10 protein-coding genes are annotated in these 19769 nt (G+C 71.8%); 9 read left to right on the top strand and 1 reads right to left on the bottom strand.

Annotation, left to right across the window (positions count from 1 at the left end):
* The first annotated feature begins 41 nt into the window (after positions 1 to 41).
* The 7 genes from glgX to OHA30_RS25760 all read left to right on the top strand — a co-directional run bounded on the left by glgX (position 42) and on the right by OHA30_RS25760 (position 12371).
* On the top strand, positions 42 to 2375 hold the full coding sequence (gene glgX, locus OHA30_RS25790) for a glycogen debranching protein GlgX (protein ID WP_328917998.1): 2334 nt from the start codon (positions 42 to 44) through the stop codon (positions 2373 to 2375).
* A gap of 4 nt (positions 2376 to 2379) precedes the next feature.
* On the top strand, positions 2380 to 3654 hold the full coding sequence (locus tag OHA30_RS25785; protein WP_405785258.1) for an MFS transporter: 1275 nt from the start codon (positions 2380 to 2382) through the stop codon (positions 3652 to 3654).
* 179 nt (positions 3655 to 3833) lie between these two features.
* Positions 3834 to 5711: an ABC transporter ATP-binding protein gene (locus OHA30_RS25780; protein WP_328917996.1), complete on the top strand. Its 1878-nt coding sequence runs from the start codon at positions 3834 to 3836 to the stop codon at positions 5709 to 5711.
* Complete coding sequence (locus OHA30_RS25775; protein ID WP_328916257.1) at positions 5711 to 7579, top strand: ABC transporter ATP-binding protein; 1869 nt, start codon at positions 5711 to 5713, stop codon at positions 7577 to 7579. Before OHA30_RS25780 ends, OHA30_RS25775 begins: the two co-directional genes overlap by 1 nt.
* Positions 7580 to 7951: 372 nt before the next feature.
* Positions 7952 to 10363 carry a M4 family metallopeptidase gene (locus OHA30_RS25770; RefSeq protein WP_443045115.1) on the top strand — a complete coding sequence of 804 codons (2412 nt, stop codon included), beginning with the start codon at positions 7952 to 7954 and terminating at the stop codon, positions 10361 to 10363.
* Between the two features lie 278 nt (positions 10364 to 10641).
* On the top strand, positions 10642 to 10845 hold the full coding sequence (locus OHA30_RS25765; protein ID WP_328916256.1) for a cold-shock protein: 204 nt from the start codon (positions 10642 to 10644) through the stop codon (positions 10843 to 10845).
* Between the two features lie 29 nt (positions 10846 to 10874).
* Positions 10875 to 12371: a DEAD/DEAH box helicase gene (locus tag OHA30_RS25760; RefSeq protein ID WP_405785261.1), complete on the top strand. Its 1497-nt coding sequence runs from the start codon at positions 10875 to 10877 to the stop codon at positions 12369 to 12371.
* Positions 12372 to 12746: 375 nt separating this feature from the next.
* Here the strand turns inward: OHA30_RS25760 and glgP are convergent, their stop codons facing one another.
* The gene (glgP, locus tag OHA30_RS25755) at positions 12747 to 15335 is read right to left on the bottom strand and encodes an alpha-glucan family phosphorylase (protein ID WP_328916255.1); all 2589 of its coding nucleotides are present in this window, start codon (positions 15333 to 15335) and stop codon (positions 12747 to 12749) included.
* Between the two features lie 637 nt (positions 15336 to 15972).
* Here glgP and OHA30_RS25750 point away from each other — a divergent pair.
* Together OHA30_RS25750 and treS are read left to right on the top strand one after the other, a co-directional pair.
* A complete protein-coding gene (locus OHA30_RS25750) occupies positions 15973 to 17958 on the top strand; it encodes an alpha-1,4-glucan--maltose-1-phosphate maltosyltransferase (RefSeq protein WP_328916254.1) in 1986 nt (661 codons plus the stop codon).
* Positions 17955 to 19655 (top strand): maltose alpha-D-glucosyltransferase, encoded by a 1701-nt coding sequence (gene treS, locus OHA30_RS25745; RefSeq protein ID WP_328916253.1) that lies wholly within the window; start codon positions 17955 to 17957, stop codon positions 19653 to 19655. Before OHA30_RS25750 ends, treS begins: the two co-directional genes overlap by 4 nt.
* Positions 19656 to 19769 lie beyond the last annotated feature (114 nt).

The following is a 19769-nucleotide window of genomic DNA, read 5'->3' as shown; positions in this document are numbered from 1 at the left end:
GGCCCCGGTCCGCGCGCGGGAACCCGGCGACCGCGGCCGTCCTGCCCGGCTCCCCGCTGCCGCTCGGCGCCACCTTCGGCACCGGGCCCGACGGCCGGCCCGGCACCAACTTCGCGCTGTGGGCGGGCGGCGCCGACTCCGTCGAGCTGTGTCTCTTCGACGAGGAGGGCGCCGAGACCCGGGCGCCGCTGACCGAACCGACCGACGAGGTGTGGCACGGCTTCGTGCCCGGTGTGCTCCCCGGCCGGCGGTACGGCTACCGGGTCGGCGGCCGCTGGGACCCGTGGAGCGGCGCCCGCTGGAATCCGGCGAAGCTGCTGCTCGACCCGTACGCGCGGGCGGTGGACGGCGACTTCGCGCTCGCCCCCGAGGTGTACGGGCACATACGCCACTGGCCCGATCCGGCCGCCGCCGACACCGTGCGTGACGACCGCGACTCGGCGCCGTACGTCCCCAAGGGCGTGGTCGTGCACGACGAGGACGACTGGGCGGACGACCACCGCCCTCGTACCCCCTGGCCGGACACGGTGATCTACGAGCTGCACATACGCGGATTCACCCGGCTGCACCCCGGGATACCGCCCGAACTGCGCGGCACCTACGCCGGTCTCGCGCACCCCGCCGCCCTGGCGCATCTGACCCGGCTCGGTGTGACGGCCGTGGAGCTGCTGCCGGTCCACCAGTTCGCGCACGAGGAGCATCTGGAGCGGCGGGGCCTGCGCAACTACTGGGGCTACAACTCGATCGGCTGGTTCGCGCCGCACGCCGCCTACAGCGCGAGCGGTACCCGCGGCCAGCAGGTCGGGGAGTTCAAGCGGATGGTACGGGCGCTGCACGCGGCCGGTATCGAGGTGATCCTCGACGTGGTCTACAACCACACCGCCGAGGGCGGCCGGTGCGGCCCCACGCTGTCGCTGCGCGGCATCGACAACCGCGGCTACTACCGGCTCGCCGACGACCCACGCGGCTACACCGACCACACCGGCTGCGGCAACACCCTCGACGCCGGCCGGCCCCAGGTGCTGCGGCTGATCGCCGACTCGCTGCGCTACTGGGTGACCGAGATGGGCGTGGACGGCTTCCGCTTCGACCTCGCGGCGGCGCTGGCCCGCTCGGCGCGGGGTGTGGACATGCTCTCCCCGTTCCTGGCCGTGATCGCCCAGGACCCGGTGCTGCGACGGGTCAAGCTGATCGCCGAGCCGTGGGACGTGGGCCCCGACGGCTACCGGGTCGGCGCCTTCCCACCGCTGTGGACGGAGTGGAACGACAAGTTCCGCGACACCGTACGGGACTTCTGGCGCGGCGCCGTCCCCGATCTGCGCGACCTCGGCTACCGGCTGACCGGGTCGAGCGATCTGTACGGCTGGGGCGGCCGGCGGCCGTACGCCTCGGTCAACTACGTGACCGCGCACGACGGTTTCACCCTACGGGACCTGGTCAGCCACAACACCAAGCACAACGCGGCGAACGGCGAGGACGGGCGCGACGGCACCGACGACAACCGGTCGTGGAACTGCGGGGCCGAGGGCGACTGCGCCGACCCGCGGGTGCTGGCGCTGCGGCTGCGGCAGATCCGTAATCTGCTGGCCACGCTGCTGCTCTCCACCGGGGTGCCGATGCTGGTCGCGGGCGACGAGATGGGCCGCACCCAGGGCGGCAACAACAACGCGTACTGCCAGGACAACGAGATCGGCTGGGTCGACTGGTCGCTCCTGGACGAGCCGCACTGGGCCGCGGTCCGTGACCTGGTGACGCGGCTGATCGCGCTGCGGCGGGCCCATCCGGTGCTGCGCCGCGCCGGCTTCTTCTCCGGGCGCGGCCTCGGCGCGCGGGGGCTGCGCGACGTGGCGTGGTTCGGCCCGGACGGGCGGGAGATGGCGGACGGCGACTGGTACGGGACCGCGCTCACGCTCGGCGTGTTCCTGTCGGGGAGCGACATCCGGCAGCGGGACGCGCGGGGCGGGCCGGTGACGGACGACAGCTTTCTGCTGATCCTGCACGCGGACCACCGCCCGGCGGAGTTCAGGCTGCCGGGGGCGCCGTGGGCGGGGGCGTACGAAGTGGTGCTGGACACGGCGGAGGAGGGGAGCCCGCGCGGGGGTTCCGGCGGGGGCGGCGGGGGCGGCGGGGGCGACTCTTCCGGGGCCGCCGGGACGTCCGGGTCCCCCGGGGCCGCCACGGCCGGCGGGACATCCCGGCCTCCCGGGGCTTCCGGGACCTCTGGGGCTTCCGGTTCTCCCGGGCCGGGTGCTGCCGCCGGGGCCGGGGAGACGGTCACGGTGGCGGCGCGCTCGGTCCGGCTCTACCGCGTGTGCGCAGCTCAGCGGGCATCCGGGAATCGTCTGGACGCGCCCGACTGGTCCAGTCCAATATGACGGGGTGAGCTCTTCCGCACCCACCCCCGGCCCCGGTACGGCCCCCGCCGACCACGCCGGGGGCTCCGCCGCGCCCGCGCCGACCGCCCGGCTGTGGTCCGCCAACTTCCGGCTCTACTTCACCGCCCGCTCGGTGGCGATGCTCGGCGACACCATGCTGCCGGTCGCCCTGTCCGCCGGGCTGCTCTCGTACGGCTACTCGGCCGGTGACATCGGTCTCGTGATGGCCGCCTCCACCGCCTGTTTCGCCGGATTCGTCATCTTCGGCGGCGTCTTCGCGGACCGCTTCAACGCGCGGGCGCTGATGATCGGCGCCGACCTGGTCCGGGTCTGCTCGCAGTCCGCCGTCGCCTTCCTCTTCCTCACCCACACCGTACGGCTGTGGGAGATCGCGATCGTCGCGGTGATCAACGGCACGGCGGCGGCGATGTTCCAGCCGGGCGTGGCCAGTACGGTCGTGCGCGTCGCGACCGATGTCCAGGGCGCGAACGGGGTGACCAGGACCGCGGAGTCCGTCGCCGGTCTCGCGGGGCCCGCGCTGGCCGGTGTGCTGGTCGGCTTCACCTCGGCGGGCACGGTCTTCGCCGTCCACGCCGGCACCTATCTGATCAGCGCGCTCTGTCTGATCGCGCTGCGGCTCACCCCGCTGCCGGCCCGTACGGCCGCCTCGGCCTTCCGGTCCGATCTCGCCGAGGGGTGGCGGGAGTTCAGGGCCCGCACCTGGATGTGGTCGGTGATCGTGGTGTGGATGGTCTACATGGTGTGCGTGGTCGGCCCGTACACCCCGCTGTCCGCGGGCCAGATCATCCCCGGGCACGGCGCCGGGGCGTACGGCCTGGTCAACTCCGCGCTGGGCGGCGGCACGGCGGTGGGCGCGCTCGTCGCGATGCGGATACGGGCGGAACGGCCGCTGCGCGCGGGGTCGCTCGCGCTGTTCGGCACGGCGCTGATGCCGGTCTCGGTCGGCCTTGACCTGCCCGTCTGGATGATGGCCACCGGCGTCTTCGTGGCCGGGGCCGGGTGGGCGTACTGGGGGGTCAACTGGGCGACCAGCGTGCAGACACAGGTGCCCGGGGACATCCTGAACCGCATCCACGCCTACGAGGTGGCGGGTTCGGTGGCCATGGTGCCGGTCGGCCAGGCGCTGGCCGGGCCGGCGGCGTCGGCCTTCGGGGCGCAGCGGGTGCTCCAGGCCGGGGGCCTGGTGGCCGTCGCGGTGGCCGCGGCGCTGCTGGCGATACCGGCGGTCCGCGATCTGCGCCGGGCGCCCGCCGCGTAGAGCGCCCGCGCCCCCGCGTCGCCACCCCACCGCACCCGAAGAGACCCAGCCGTATCACCCGCACCAACACGCCAGGAGCGAAAACCAGATGAGAGCTGTCAGTGCCTGGATCTAAGGTCAGGGGGGTGGTGGCTGCCCCGAAACCCGAATCCGCACCCTCCGACCGCTCCCGCTCGGCGATCCGCTCCCTCCTGCGCCTGTGGCCGTATGTCAGACCCGTACGTGTCCGGCTGGGCGTCTCCGCGGTGGTCGCCGTCGTCGCGTCGTGCATGTCCCTGCTGATCCCGCTGGTGCTGAAGTGGATGGTCGACGGGCCCGTGCAGGACCACGACCCGGGCGGGGTGTGGCTCGGTGGCGGGCTGGTGCTGCTGCTGGGGCTGTTCGAAGCGCTGCTCTTCGGGATCAGACGGTGGCTGGTGGCCAGACCGCTGGCCGGGGTCGAGGCGGCGATGCGCGGGGATCTGTACCGCCATCTCCAGCGGATGCCGGTGGAGTTCCACGACCGGTGGGCGTCGGGTCAGCTGCTGTCGCGGGGGACGACGGATCTCCAGATCCTGCGGATGTTCCTGGCCTTCCCGCTGGTGTTCCTGGTGGTGAACGGCGCCACGGTCCTGATCGGGTTCGCGATCCTGTTCACGCAGGCGTGGTTGCTTGGTCTGGTGCTGCTGGGGCCGGTGGTACCGCTGATGATCCTGTGCTCGTACTTCGAGGTCCGCTACGCGCTCGCCGCCCGCAAGGCGCAGGACCAGGCCGGGGATCTGGCCACGCTCGTCGAGGAGTCGGTGCTCGGCATCCGGATCGTCAAGGCGTTCGGGCGGCACCGCAGCCAGGCCCAGGCGTTCCGGTCGCAGACGAAGGACCTGTGGCACACCGAGATGCACAAGGCCCGGCTGCTGTCGAACCTCTGGGCGCTGATCATGACGCTGCCCGAGATCGCGATCGGCGCCGCGCTGGTGATCGGGGTGATCCAGGTGTCGGACGACCGGCTGTCGGCGGGCACGCTGGTGGCCTTCCTGTCGACGGCGCTGGCGCTGCGCTGGCCGGTGGAGTCGATCGGCTTCCTGCTGGCGATGAGCAACGAGGCGGCGACCGCCGCAGACCGCTACTTCGAGGCGATGGACGCGCCCGAGGCGGACGACACCGTCGCCGGGACCGCCGCCGGGACCGCCGCCGGGCGCCCCGAACCGGAGGCGGCGGGCGAAGAGCCGGACGGTCCGCGGGCCGGCGGTGTGCGGCTTGAGGGGGTGCGCTTCCACTTCCCCGACGCGCCCGGGGACGGCGCCGATCTGCTCCGGGGCATCGATCTGCACATCCGGCCCGGCGAGACGATGGCGCTGGTCGGCGCCACCGGCAGCGGCAAGACCTCGCTGAGCGCGCTGCTGCCCAGGCTGCACGAGGCCACCGCCGGCCGGATCACCCTGGACGGCGTGGACACCGCCCGGCTGCCGCTGGCGAAGCTGCGCGAACTGGTCTCGGTGGCGTTCGAGGAGCCCACGCTCTTCTCGGCGACCGTACGGGAGAACGTCGAGATGGGCGCGGGCCCGGCCGGCGCGACCGAGGAGGACGTACGGCGGGCGCTGGCCGTCGCGCAGTGCGGCTTCGTCGACGGGCTGCCGCGCGGCATGGACACCCAGGTCGGCGAGCAGGGCCTGAGCCTGTCCGGCGGCCAGCGGCAGCGGCTCGCGCTGGCCCGCGCGGTGGTCGGCCGCCCGCGGTTCCTCGTCCTGGACGACCCGCTGTCGGCGCTCGACGTGCACACCGAGGCGCTGGTCGAGGCCGCGCTGCGGGACGTGCTGCGGGAGACGACCGCGCTGGTGGTGGCCCACCGGCCGTCGACCGTACTGCTCGCGGACCGGGTGGCGCTGCTGTCGGACGGCCGGATCACGGCGGTCGGCACGCACACGGAACTGCTGGGCACCAACGCCGAGTACCGCCATCTGATGTCCGGCGCCGACGAGGGCGCAGACGGACCCCTGACCGACGCCGTCACAGACACCGGGAACGGGAACGGCGGCGGTGACGCCGTACCGGCCGCGCTGGAGAGGAGCGACGCCTGATGACCTCCGTGGCCGAACAGACCCCCGAGGAGACGTCCCCCGACCCCGGCCCCGGACCCGCCCGGCCCCCCGCGCCGGTCGACCCCTTCGACCAGGACGTCCTCCCTGCCCCGAAGAACGCCCAGTTCACCCTGTTGCGCGAGCTGCTGCGCCCCGACCGGGCCCGGGTGTGGGTCGCGGCCGTCCTGCTGCTCGTCCAGCAGGCGGCGGTCCAGGCCGGTCCGCTGCTGGTCGCGTACGCGATCGACCGGGCGATCCCGGCGGTACGGGACGGCCGGCACGGCCCGCTGATCGCGGTCGCCTGCGGGTACGCGGCCTGCGGGCTCGCCTCCGGGGTGCTCCAGCGCGGCTTCGTCAGGACCGCCGCCCGGATCAGCCAGGACGTCCTGGTCGATCTGCGCGGCCGGATCTTCCGGCACGCCCAGTCGCTGAGCCTGGACTTCCACGAGCGCTACACCTCCGGGCGGCTGATCTCACGGGCCACCTCCGATGTGGAGTCGATCCGCGAACTGCTCAACGACGGCCTGGACGAGCTGATCGAGGTCGTGCTGTCGGCGGTCTACATCTCCACCCTGCTGGTGATCCTGGACTGGCAGCTCGGGCTGGTCACGCTCGTGTCGTACGTCCCGCTGTACATGGCGGTCCGGCGCTTCCGGCGCCGCTCGATGGTGGCCTACCGCAAGCGCTCGACGGCCATCGCGGCGGTGATCGTCAAATTCGCCGAGACGATGAACGGCATCCGCCCGGTCAAGGCCTTCCGCCGTGAGGAGCCGAACGACGCGGCGTTCCTTGAGCTGAACAGCCGTCATGAGCGGGCGAACGGCGACGCGATCCTGGAGATGGCGAGCTATGTCGTCAGATCGCGGCTGATCGCCAACGTCACGATCGCCGGGATCGTGCTGTGGGGCGCGTACCGGGTCGCGGACGGCGGAATGGCGCTAGGGGTGCTCGCCGCCTTCGTGCTCTATCTGCGCAGGCTCTACGACCCGATCGACCGGCTGGGGATGTTCCTCAACTCCTACCAGTCGGCGGCGGCCTCGCTGGAGAAGATCGCCGGGCTGCTGGCGCAGGCGCCGACCGTACCGGAGCCCGAGCGGCCGCTGCCGCTGCCGGACCGGGCCGATGACAGGCCGGGGCGCGAGGTCGTCTTCGACGCGGCGCAGTTCTCGTACCGCACGGGCGGCGAGGTGCTGCCGGTGTTCGATCTGCGGGTGCCGGCCGGGCAGACCGTCGCGGTGGTCGGCGCGACCGGCGCGGGCAAGTCCACGCTGGCCAAGCTGCTGGCCCGGTTCTACGACCCGACCGCCGGCCGGGTGCTGCTCGACGGCGTGGAACTGCGTGACCTGTCCCCCACCGATCTGCGGCGCGGGGTGGTGATGGTGACCCAGGAGGCGTTCCTGTTCTCGGGCACCGTCGCGGAGAACATCGCGATCGGCCGGCCGGACGCGACCCGCGCGGAGGTCGAGGCGGCCGCGAAGGCCATCGGCGCGCACGACTTCATCGCCGCGCTGCCGGACGGGTACGACACGGACGTCCGCAAGCGCGGCGGCCGTATCTCCGCCGGTCAGCGCCAACTGGTGGCGTTCGCCCGGGCGTTGCTCGCGGACCCGGCGGTGCTGATCCTCGACGAGGCGACGTCCTCCCTCGATGTCCCCGGGGAACGGGCGGTGCAGCACGCGATGGCCACGGTCCTCACCGGACGCACGGCGGTGATCATCGCGCACCGGCTGTCCACGGTGGAGATCGCCGACCGGGTGCTGGTGATGCGCGACGGCCGCATCGTGGAGGACGGCACTCCGGCCGAACTCATCGCGGACGAGGGGCACTTCGCCGGCCTCCACCAGGCCTGGCGGGACAGCCTGGTCTAGGGGTGGCGCACGGGGGTCGGTTCGGCCATCCGTCGCCGCCCCGGAGTTGACATTCTGCCGGGTCCCAGGCTGAAAAGAGCCCTCCCGGTACCCCGCTTTGCCCTGATTCCGCCGGGAAAAAACTTCTTCTGCACGCAACACCGTGCTCACACACGCCCGCTATGCGAACCCCCCGCACCGCCCACCGGACGAGTTTCAGCCAATTTTGGGGCACGGCAATGACATGGACAGGTAAAGGGTGCCACTCTGTGCCCCGTTCCACAGCAACACCAGCAGCACAACCGATTCACAGCTGCACCCGGGCAGCCCACCATCCCCATCTGCCCGGACTGTCCCGGCCGCCACCCGCGGCCGCCGCAGAAGGAGTGTCGAGTGCGACAAACCCCCCGCACAGCAGTAGCGGCAGGAGCGCTGATCGCCGGAGCCGCGATGCTCGCCGTGACCCTGCCCGCCGTCACGGCATCGGCCAGTGCACCGAGCCAGGGCGGCACCACCGCCCAAGCCGCACAGGCGAGTTCACATGTCCAGCCGCGCTCGGGCGCCCTGCCCGCCGCGCTCTCCCCCGCCCAGCAGGCGACCCTCGTGTCGCGCGCGCGGTCGCAGGAAGCGACCACCGCGTCCTCGCTGCACCTCGGCGCGAAGGAGAAGCTGGTCGTCAAGGATGTCGTCAAGGACGAGGACGGCACCACCCACACCCGCTACGAGCGGACCTACGACGGACTTCCGGTCCTCGGCGGCGATCTGATCGTGCATCAGAGCGCGGCCGGCGCGACGACGGGCGTCGACCGGGCGACCAACGCCTCGGTGGCGGTGGCCAGTACGACCGCCGCCAAGACCGCCGACTCCGCCAAGTCCTACGCGCTGACCCGCGCCAAGGCGGACGGCGCCGCCTCGCCGACCGCGGCGGGCGCGCCCCGCAAGGTGATCTGGGCGGCGAACGGTGTGCCCACGCTGGCCTGGGAGTCGGTGATCGGCGGTCTCCAGGACGACGGCACGCCCAACCAGTTGCACGTCATCACGGACGCCGGCACCGGCGCGCGGCTCTTCGAGTACCAGGGCATCGAGACCGGCATCGGCAACAGCGAGTACAGCGGGCAGGTGACGATCACCACCACCAAGTCCGGCTCCACGTACAACCTGACCGACGGCACCCGCGGCGGCCACAACACGTACAACCTCAGCCACGCCACGTCCGGCAAGGGCACCCTCTTCACGGACGCCGACGACACCTGGGGCGACGGCAACGGCGCCACCGCGCAGACCGCCGGTGTGGACGCCGCCTACGGGGCCCAGGAGACCTGGGACTTCTACAAGAACACCTTCGGCCGCAACGGCATCCGCGGGGACGGTGTCGGCGCGTACTCCCGTACGCACTACGGCAACAACTACGTCAACGCCTTCTGGGACGACTCCTGCTTCTGCATGACGTACGGCGACGGCAGCGGCAACACCCACCCGCTGACCGCGCTCGACGTGGCCGGCCACGAGATGAGCCACGGCGTCACCTCCAACACCGCGGGCCTGAACTACAGCGGTGAGTCCGGCGGTCTGAACGAGGCGACCTCCGACATCTTCGGCACCGGCGTGGAGTTCTACGCCAACAACGCCGCCGACCCGGGCGACTACCTCATCGGCGAGAAGATCAACATCAACGGCAACGGCACGCCGCTGCGTTACCAGGACAAGCCGAGCAAGGACGGCGGCTCGAAGGACTACTGGTCCTCCAGCCTGGGCGGCCTGGACGTGCACTACTCCTCCGGCCCGGCCAACCACCTGTTCTACCTGCTCTCCGAGGGCAGCGGCGCCAAGGTCATCGGCGGGGTGAGCTACGACAGCCCGACGTACGACGGTCTGTCGGTGCCGGGCATCGGCCGGGACAACGCGCTCAAGCTCTGGTACAAGGCGCTCACCGAGCGCTTCACCTCCACCACCAACTACGCGTCGGCGCGCACCCAGTCGCTCCAGGCCGCGGCCGACCTGTGGGGCGCGGGCAGCGCCACGTACAACACGGTCGCCAACACCTGGGCCGCGATAGGCGTCGGCAGCCGGGTCTCGACCTCCGGGGTCACCGTCACCCAGCCGGCCAACCAGTCGACGCAGGTGAACACCGCGGCCAGCCTCCAGATCCAGGCCGGCACCAGCAACGGCGGCGCCCTGACCTACAGCGCGACGGGCCTGCCCGCCGGGCTGTCGATCAACGCCTCCAGCGGTCTGATCTCCGGCACCCCGACGGCGACGGGCAGCTCCAGCGTCACGGTGACCGCCAAGGACTCCACCAACGCGACCGGCTCGGCCTCCTTCACCTGGACGGTCACCAGCGCCGGCGGCGGCAACCCGGCGCAGCTGCTGGCCAACCCCGGCTTCGAGAGCGGCAACACCGGCTGGACCACCAGCAGCGGCGTCATCGACAACAGCACCGGCGCCCCGGCCCACAGCGGCTCGTACAAGGCCTGGCTCGACGGCTACGGGACCACCCACACCGACACGCTCGCCCAGTCGGTGACCATCCCGGCCTCGGCCTCCAGCGCGACGCTGACCTTCTACCTGTACATCAGCACGTCGGAGACCAGCACCTCCACGGCCTACGACAAGCTCACCCTCCAGGCGGGCAGCACCACGCTGGCCACCTACTCCAACCTCAACCACACCACCGGCTACGTCCAGAAGTCCCTGGACCTGTCCTCCTACGCCGGACAGACCGTGAACCTCAAGTTCACCGGCACCGAGGACGTCACCCTCGGCACCTCCTTCCTCATCGACGACGCCGCGCTGAACATCACCTGATCAGCTCACCCGATCAGCGGTACGGGCCCGGGCGGGCGGCGGAAGTCGCCCGCCCGGGTACCCGCCCCCGGCGCTGTTTGCGCCGGAGGCGGGGGTCTCTGGTAGAGTGGGTCGTGTTGCAGTTGTGGTACCCAGAACTTTCAGTGCGCCTGGATGATTGCGATTCTCCGGGCGTACTTTTGTTTTTTGCCGGAATTTCCGGTGTGGGGTGATCATCTACAGCGACCCGGATACGTACAGTGCGGATCTGGAACCTGCCCCACCAGTAGGAGATTGATATGGCAACCGGAACCGTGAAGTGGTTCAACTCGGAAAAGGGCTTCGGCTTCATCGAGCAGGACGGCGGCGGCTCCGACGTCTTCGCCCACTACTCGAACATCCAGTCCCAGGGCTACCGTGAGCTCCTTGAGGGCCAGAAGGTCGAGTTCGACGTCACGCAGGGCCAGAAGGGCCCCCAGGCCGAGAACATCCGCGCCGTCTGATTGGCGTCACCGGGTGCTCACGCCCGGTAATGCGAGGCCCGCACCGCACGGTGCGGGCCTTCCGCATGCAGCCGCCACAGTGGCGGCCCGAGGTAAGGAAACCCTCTTTGTCCGCCGTCACGCTCTTCTCCCAGCTGCCGCTGCCCGCACAGCTGGTCGCCGCCCTCGACGCCAACGGGGTGACCGAGCCGTTCCCGATCCAGGCCGCCACCCTCCCCGACTCGCTGGCCGGACGTGATGTCCTCGGCCGCGGCCGTACCGGCTCGGGCAAGACCCTGGCCTTCGGGCTGCCGCTGCTGACCAGGACCGCGGCGGCCGGGCGGCGCGCGGAGGCCCGCCGGCCGCAGGCACTGGTGCTGGTGCCGACCCGGGAGCTGGCGAACCAGGTCACCGAGGCGCTGGACCCGTACGCGAAGGCGATGCGGCTGCGGATCACCTCGGTCGTCGGCGGCGCGTCGATCACCAAGCAGATGAGCGCGCTCAAGGCGGGTGCCGAGGTGCTGGTCGCCACCCCCGGGCGGCTCTTCGACCTCATCGAACGGCGGGCGTGCGCGCTCGACCAGGTGGCCGTGACCGTGCTGGACGAGGCCGACCAGATGGCCGACATGGGCTTCCTTCCGCAGGTCACCCGGCTGCTTGAGCAGGTACGGCCGGGCGGGCAGCGGATGCTGTTCTCCGCGACGCTCGACCGCAATGTCGACAAGCTGGTCAAACGGTTCCTCGACAACCCGGTCACCCACTCGGTGGACCCCTCGTCCGCGACCGTCACCACGATGGAACACCACGTGCTGCACGTCGACGAGGCCACCAAGCGCGCGGTCACCGCGGAGATCGCCGCCCGCAAGGGCGGCGTCATCATGTTCGTCGACACCAAGCGCGGCGCCGACCGGCTCACCAAGCACCTGCTCGGCCAGGGCGTACGGGCGGTGGCGCTGCACGGCGGCAAGTCCCAGCCGCAGCGGGTACGGGCGCTCGACCAGTTCCGCACCGGGACGGCGGACGCGCTGATCGCCACGAACGTCGCCGCGCGCGGCATCCACATCGAGGGCCTCGACCTGGTGGTCAACGTGGACCCGCCCGGCGAGGCGAAGGACTATCTGCACCGCGGCGGGCGCACCGCGCGGGCCGGCGAGTCGGGGACGGTCGTCACGCTGGTGCTGCCCGAGCAGCGGCGGGAGAACGCGAAGCTGATGGCGCAGGCCGGGATCCGGCCCCACACGGCCCGTGTCCGTCCGGGTGATCCCGAGCTGATCAGGATCACGGGGGCGCAGAAGCCGTCGGGGACGCCGATCGTGCTGCCGGCCGCGGAGGTTCCCGCGCCGGCCGCCAGGCCGACGGGCGGTACGTCGTCGCGGCGGCGCCGCGGGTCCGGCGCGGGTGCCGGCGCCGGCGGCGGAGGTCAGCGCGAAGGCGCTGCGCGCGGGCGTCGTACGGGGCCCGGTGTGACCACCGGCCGCGGCGGCGCGGTGGGCCGCCGCGCCCGCGGCGAAGACGGCACCCCCGGCCGCGGCCGCCGCGCCGCCTGACGGCGCCGGTAGTTTTTTCCCACCCACCCACCCGTGCGGGTCAGTCGCCGACGGCGGCGCACCCCCACGGGAAGACCCGCAGGCGACAACGAATCCGCACGGGCGAGCGCAGCGAGATGGGGGTACCCCCAGGCGAAGCTCTGGGGGAGGGCGGGAAACACCCCGCGCCGCCAGGCGCGGGCACCCCGCACGGACGTGCGGACACCGACGGTGGCGCGCCACCACCCACCCAGTGCGGACGCACAAGCCGCACGGACGTGCGGACACCGACGGCAGCGCGCCACCACCCACCCAGTGCGGACGCACAAGCCGCACGGGCGTGCGGACGCCGACGGTGGCGTGCCACCGAACGCCCCACCCTCGGCGGGTGGCCTCCTACTGGAGGCCACCGCCCGGCACGGCGACCAACCCCAGCTCCGCCGCCGAGGCGAGCAGAGGATGCGCCGGCAACACCCGCACCGTGTACCCGAACGCCCCCGTCCGATCCAGCGTCAGCGGCCCTTCGTAGGCGTACCGCCCCGACACGTCCGCCCGCCCGGTGACCTTGAGCGACAGCGCGGTCGGCGCCCCGAGCCGGTCCGCCGCGTCGACCCGCCCGGACAGCAGCTGCACGTCGACGTCCGCGGGGTCGAGCCCGCCCAGTGACACCTGGGCCCGCAGCGTGAGGGTGGACCCCAGCTCCGGAGTGCCGTCGACCGCGCTGGTCTCGACATGGTCGACGGAGACCTGCGGCCACCGCTGCCGTACCCGCCGCTTCCACTCGGCCAGTGCGACGGCGGTCGGCCCCTGTATGGCGCGGTGGGAGCGCGCGGCGGGCGCGTACAGCTCGTTGACGTAGTCCCGGACCATACGGCCGGCCAGCACCTTGGGGCCGAGGGTGGTCAGCGTGTGGCGGACCATCTCGATCCAGCGGCCGGGCAGCCCCTGCGTGCCGTGGTCGTAGAAGCGCGGCGCGACCTGGTGCTCCAGCAGGTCGTAGAGCGCGGCGGCCTCCAGCGCGTCACGGCGGTCCTCGTCGGCGATGCCGTCGGCGGTCGGGATCGCCCAGCCGTTGTCGCCGTCGTACCACTCGTCCCACCAGCCGTCGAGCACCGACAGGTTGAGGCAGCCGTTGAGCGCGGCCTTCATCCCCGAGGTGCCGCACGCCTCCAGCGGGCGCAGCGGGTTGTTGAGCCAGACGTCGCAGCCGGGGTAGAGCAGCCGGGCCATCCGCATGTCGTAGTCGGGCAGGAAGACGATCCGGTGGCGGACCCGCGGGTCGTCGGTGAACCGGACCAGCTCCTGGACCAGCCGTTTGCCGCCGTCGTCGGCGGGGTGTGCCTTGCCCGCGACGACGATCTGGACCGGCCGCTCGGGGTGCAGCAGCAGCTCGGTGAGCCGGTTTTGGTCGCGCAGCATGAGGGTGAGGCGTTTGTACGACGGGACGCGGCGGGCGAAGCCGATGGTGAGGACGTCGGGGTCGAGTACGTGGTCGGTCCAGCCGAGTTCGGCCTCGCCTGCGCCGCGCTGCCGCCAGGATTCGCGCAGCCGGCGGCGTACGTCGTCCACGAGCTGTTCGCGCAGGGTGCGGCGCAGCTCCCAGACGGCGGCGTCGGGGATGGCGGCGACGGCCTCCCAGCGGTCGGTGCCGCCGACCATCAGGGCGTCCTCGGCGCGCTGGGCGCCGAACTGGCGGGCGCCGAGCCTGAGCACTTCGGGGGCCACCCAGGTGGGGGCGTGCACCCCGTTGGTGATGGACGTGATGGGGACGTCCTCGGGGTCGAAGCCCGGCCACAGTCCGGCGAACATGGTGCGGCTGACGGCGCCGTGCAGGGTGGAGACGCCGTTGGCGCGCTGGGCCAGCCGCAGGCCCATGACGGCCATGTTGAACAGGTTGGGGTCGCCGCCGGGGTAGGTCTCCCGGCCCAGTTCCAGGACGCGGCCGATGTCGATGCCGGGCAGGTCCCCGCCGTCGCCGAGGTGGCGGGCGACCAGATCGCGCTCGAAGCGGTCGATGCCGGCCGGGACGGGGGTGTGGGTGGTGAACACCGTGCCCGCGCGGACCGCTTCCAGGGCCGCGTCGAAGTCGAGCCCGTCGCCGGAGAGTTCCCTTATCCGCTCCAGGCCGAGGAAGCCGGCGTGGCCCTCGTTGGTGTGGAAGACCTCGGGGTCGGGGTGGCCGGTGATCCGGCAGTAGGCGCGGACGGCCCGCACGCCGCCGATGCCGAGCAGCATCTCCTGGAGCAGCCGGTGCTCGCTGCCGCCGCCGTAGAGCCGGTCGGTGACGTCGCGCTCCGCGGGCTGGTTGCCCTCGACGTCGGAGTCGAGGAGCAGCAGGGGGACCCGGCCGACCTGGGCGGTCCAGATCCGGGCGGTCAGGGTGCGGCCGCCGGTGAGCCGGAGGGTGACGACGGCCGGGCCGCCGTCGGCCTCGCGGAGCACGGTGACGGGCAGCGAGTTGGGGTCGAGGACCGGGTACTGCTCCTGCTGCCAGCCCTCGCGGGACAGCGCCTGGCGGAAGTAGCCGTGCCGGTAGAGCAGGCCGACGCCGATCAGCGGGACGCCGAGGTCGCTGGCGGCCTTGAGGTGGTCCCCGGCGAGGATGCCGAGGCCGCCGCTGTACTGCGGCAGGGCCGCGGTGACGCCGAACTCGGGTGAGAAGTAGGCGATGGCGGCGGGCAGGTCGCTCTGTTCCTGGTACCAGCGGGGGTTGGCGGTGTAGTCGGCGAGGTCCTCGGCCGCGGTGGCCAGCCGTCGCAGGAAGCGGCGGTCGGCGGCGAGGGCGGTGAGCCGCTCCCGGGAGACGGCGCCGAGCAGCCGGACCGGGTCGCCCTGGGCGGCCCGCCAGCCCTCGGGGTCGACGCATCGGAACAGCTCCCTGGTCTCCTGATGCCACGACCAGCGGAGGTTCTGGGCCAGTTCCCCCAGCGGGCGCAGAGGTTCCGGCAGGACGGTGCGCACGGTGAATCGACGGATTGCCTTCACGTCCTCGACCGTAGCCCGGCGGGCGGGGGCCCCGTGGGCGCTGCCCGCGATCCTGTGGATAAACGCCCGAAAGGAGGCTCACGGAGGTGAAGGCCGCCGGAGCGCGGGCGCGGGCGCCCGGCGGACGGCGGAGCGCCTGGTTCCGGGGCTGATGACGGGGCGTGAGGGGCGCGGGTGGTGATGCGCCACGGGGGGCTCGGCCGATACGGCGCGCGAAGGGTCCTGCTGTGGCTCGGCGGCCCCGGTCAGCGTACGCGGGGGCGTATTGGGGGGCGTGAACACGGCGCGCCGTACGTATACGGCTTATTCGGCCGAACGGCCCAGCGCGCGGGACGGATTCGCGCACTCACCGTGTGCGCCCGAAACGCCGTCAGGGAGTGCGTTCACCGCGCGAGGGGTGGGCAGGCTCCCGAATGCATGGCGTCGCGCACCACCGGCCGCCCCCGCACCACCGCGCGCGAGACGGCGGACGGGCCGGGCGGGGTCGGCCTCGTTCACCGGCCTCCACCCGGGTGAACGCGTTTCCGAGCGGCCAGGCACGCAGGCCGGCACCGCCAAGAACAGTTAAAAAGAGCGAGAGCCGTCATCCCGTATTCCCGACGATGTCAAGAGATGTCCCGAACTGTCAGGTGAGGCAATGATCGGTCGTATTCCCGTAGTCGATGTCCGCCCGATCGTGGACTGCGGCCGCCGGCCTGCCAAGGCCGTGGTCGGCGAGACGTTCGAGGTGACGGCCACCGTCTTCCGTGAGGGGCACGACGCGGTGGCGGCCAACGTGGTGCTGCGCGACCCGTCCGGCCGGTCCGGGCCGTGGACGCCGATGCGCGAGCTGGAGCCCGGCACCGACCGCTGGAGCGCGCGGATCACTCCGACGGCCGAAGGGCGCTGGACGTACACCGTCGAGGCGTGGTCGGACCCGGTGGCGACCTGGCGGCACACCGCGGGCATCAAGATCCCGGCGGGCATCGACACCGAACTGGTGCTCACCGAGGGGGCACAGCTGTACGAGCGGGCGGCCGCCGGGGTGCCCAAGAGCGACGGCCGGGCGGTCGTCCTGGCCGCGATGGACGCGCTGCGCGACGCCAGGCGCCCGCCCTCCGCCCGGCACGCGGCGGCGCTTGCCCCCCAGGTGGTCGGGGTGCTCGACCGCTATCCGCTGCGCGAACTGGTCACGGCGGTACGGCCGCTGCCGCTGCACGTCGAGCGGCCGCGGGCGCTGTTCGGCTCCTGGTACGAGTTCTTCCCCCGTTCGGAGGGCGCGGTCGTCAAGGAGGGGGTCCCGCCACGCTCGGGCACCTTCCGTACGGCCGCCGAGCGGCTGCCCGCCATCGCCGCGATGGGCTTCGACGTGGTGTACCTGCCGCCGGTCCACCCGATCGGCGACGCCTTCCGCAAGGGCCGGGACAACAGCCTGTCGGCCGGCCCCGACGACGTGGGCTCGCCGTGGGCGATCGGCTCGTCCGAGGGCGGCCACGACGCGATCCACCCCGACCTGGGCACCTTCGCGGACTTCGACCACTTCGTGGAGCGGGCCCGCGACCTGCGCCTGGAGATCGCGCTGGACTTCGCCCTCCAGTGCTCGCCCGACCACCCGTGGGTGTCCAAGCACCCGGAGTGGTTCGCCCACCGCGCGGACGGCACCGTCGCCTACGCCGAGAACCCGCCGAAGAAGTACCAGGACATCTACCCGGTGGCCTTCGACCAGGACTTCGCCGGGATCGTCCACGAGACGCTGCGGGTGCTGCGGCTGTGGATGGGCCACGGGGTGCGGATCTTCCGGGTGGACAACCCGCACACCAAGCCGGTGGTGTTCTGGGAGAAGATCATCGCCGACATCAACCGCACCGACCCGGACGTCATCTTCCTGGCCGAGGCGTTCACCCGCCCGCCCATGATGAACCTGCTCGGGCAGATCGGCTTCCAGCAGTCGTACACCTACTTCACCTGGCGCAACGGCAAGCAGGAACTGACCGACTACATGCGGGAGCTGAGCCGGGAGACGGCGGGCTGGACGCGGCCGAACTTCTTCGTCAACACCCCGGACATCCTGCACGCCTACCTCCAGAACGGCGGGCGCCCGGCCTTCGAGACCCGGGCCGTGCTCGCCGCGACCCTCTCCCCGAGCTGGGGTGTCTACGCCGGGTTCGAGCTGTGCGAGGCGACCCCCGCCCACCCGGGCAGCGAGGAGTACCTGCACTCCGAGAAGTACGAGCTGCGGCCGCGCGACTGGGCGGCCGCCGAGGCCGAGGGGCGCTCGCTCGCCCCGCTGATCACCACGCTCAACCGGCTGCGCCGCCGTCATCCGGCGCTGCAGCAGCTGCGGGACCTCACGTTCCACCCCGTGGACAACGAAGCGCTGCTGGCCTATTCGAAGCGTCGCGGCGACGACGTCGTACTGGTGGTCGTCAACCTGGACCCGTTCCACACCCAGGAGGCCACCGTGTCGTTGAACATGCCGGAACTCGGCCTCTCCTGGCACGAGTCGTTTCCGGTGCGCGACGAGCTCACCGGAGAGACCTACCACTGGGGCAGGGACAACTATGTGCGCCTCGAACCGGGCCGCGCGCCCGCGCACGTCCTGTCGCTGCGACCGTCTCCATCGATCGGAGGGTCACTCAGTTGATCGTCAACGAACCCGTCCCTGACACCTTCGAGGACACACCGGCCAAGGACCGCGATCCCGACTGGTTCAAACGGGCGGTGTTCTACGAAGTCCTCGTCCGCTCCTTCCAGGACAGCAACGGCGACGGCGTCGGAGATCTGAAGGGCATCACCGCCAAACTCGACTATCTGCAATGGCTGGGCGTCGACTGCCTGTGGCTGCCGCCGTTCTTCGCCTCCCCCCTGCGGGACGGCGGGTACGACGTGGCGGACTACACGGCGGTCCTGCCGGAATTCGGCGACCTGGCCGATTTCGTGGAGTTCGTGGACGCCGCGCACCAGCGCGGCATGCGCGTGATCATCGACTTCGTCATGAACCACACCAGCGACCAGCACCCCTGGTTCCAGGCGTCCCGCAGCGACCCCACCGGGCCGTACGGGGACTTCTACACCTGGGCGGACGACGACAAGCAGTTCGCCGACGCCCGGGTCATCTTCGTCGACACCGAAACCTCGAACTGGACCTTCGACCCGGTCCGCAAGCAGTACTACTGGCACCGGTTCTTCTCCCACCAGCCGGATCTCAACTACGAGAACCCGCGGGTGCAGGAGGAGATCCTGGCCGCGCTGCGCTTCTGGCTCGACCTGGGCATCGACGGCTTCCGGCTCGACGCGGTGCCGTACCTCTACCAGGAGGAGGGCACCAACTGCGAGAACCTGCCGCGCACCCACGACTTCCTCAAGCGGGTGCGCACGGAGATCGACACGCAGTACCCGGACACCGTCCTGCTCGCCGAGGCCAACCAGTGGCCCGAGGACGTCGTCGACTACTTCGGCGACTTCGGCAAGGGCGGCGACGAATGCCACATGGCGTTCCACTTCCCGGTGATGCCGCGGATCTTCATGGCGGTCCGGCGGGAATCCCGCTACCCCGTCTCGGAAATCCTGGCCAAGACCCCGGCCATCCCGGCCACCTGTCAGTGGGGCATCTTCCTGCGGAACCATGACGAGCTGACCCTCGAAATGGTCACCGACGAGGAACGCGACTACATGTACGCGGAGTACGCCAAGGACCCACGGATGCGGGCCAACATCGGCATCCGCCGCCGCCTCGCGCCCCTGCTCGACAACGACCGCAACCAGATCGAGCTGTTCACCGCGCTGCTGCTGTCCCTGCCCGGCTCGCCGATCCTCTACTACGGCGACGAGATCGGCATGGGCGACAACATCTGGCTCGGCGACCGGGACGCCGTGCGCACCCCCATGCAGTGGACCCCGGACCGCAACGCCGGCTTCTCCTCCAGCGACCCCGGCCGGCTCTATCTGCCGACGATCATGGACCCGGTCTACGGGTACCAGGTCACCAATGTCGAGGCGCAGATGAGCTCACCCAGCTCGCTGCTGCACTGGACCCGGCGGATGATCGAGATCCGCAAGCAGAACCGGGCGTTCGGAGTCGGCTCCTACACCGAGCTGTCGTCCAGCAACCCGGCCGTGCTGGCCTTCCTGCGGGAGGACGGCGACGACCTGGTGCTGTGCGTGAACAACTTCTCCCGGTTCGCCCAGCCCACCGAGCTGGACCTGCGGCAGTTCACCGGCCGTCACCCGGTCGAGCTGATCGGCGGGGTGCGCTTCCCCGCGATCGGCCGGCTGCCGTACCTGCTCACCCTCGCGGGACACGGCTTCTACTGGTTCCGGCTGCGCCGCGATCCGGCCTGACGGCGGGGGGCCGGCCGGACCGGCCCCCCTTGCGCCCGGGGGGCGCGCGGCCGGCCTCACGAGGTGCGGGCCCGCTGCTCCTTTGGCACTATCCAGAAGGACCCCAGCAGCCCG

This window comes from Streptomyces sp. NBC_00223, from assembly GCF_036199905.1.
Taxonomy (GTDB): Bacteria; Actinomycetota; Actinomycetes; order Streptomycetales; family Streptomycetaceae; genus Actinacidiphila.
This window is presented reverse-complemented; position numbering and strand designations above follow the sequence as displayed.

Bases quoted from the DNA above. Each gene is read 5' to 3' on its own strand.
- OHA30_RS25750 (WP_328916254.1), top strand. From the start codon at position 15,973: ATGATCGGTCGTATTCCCGTAGTCGATGTCCGCCCGATCGTGGACTGC.
- OHA30_RS25760 (WP_405785261.1), top strand. From the start codon at position 10,875: ATGCGAGGCCCGCACCGCACGGTGCGGGCCTTCCGCATGCAGCCGCCA.
- OHA30_RS25775 (WP_328916257.1), top strand. From the start codon at position 5,711: ATGACCTCCGTGGCCGAACAGACCCCCGAGGAGACGTCCCCCGACCCC.
- OHA30_RS25765 (WP_328916256.1), top strand. From the start codon at position 10,642: ATGGCAACCGGAACCGTGAAGTGGTTCAACTCGGAAAAGGGCTTCGGC.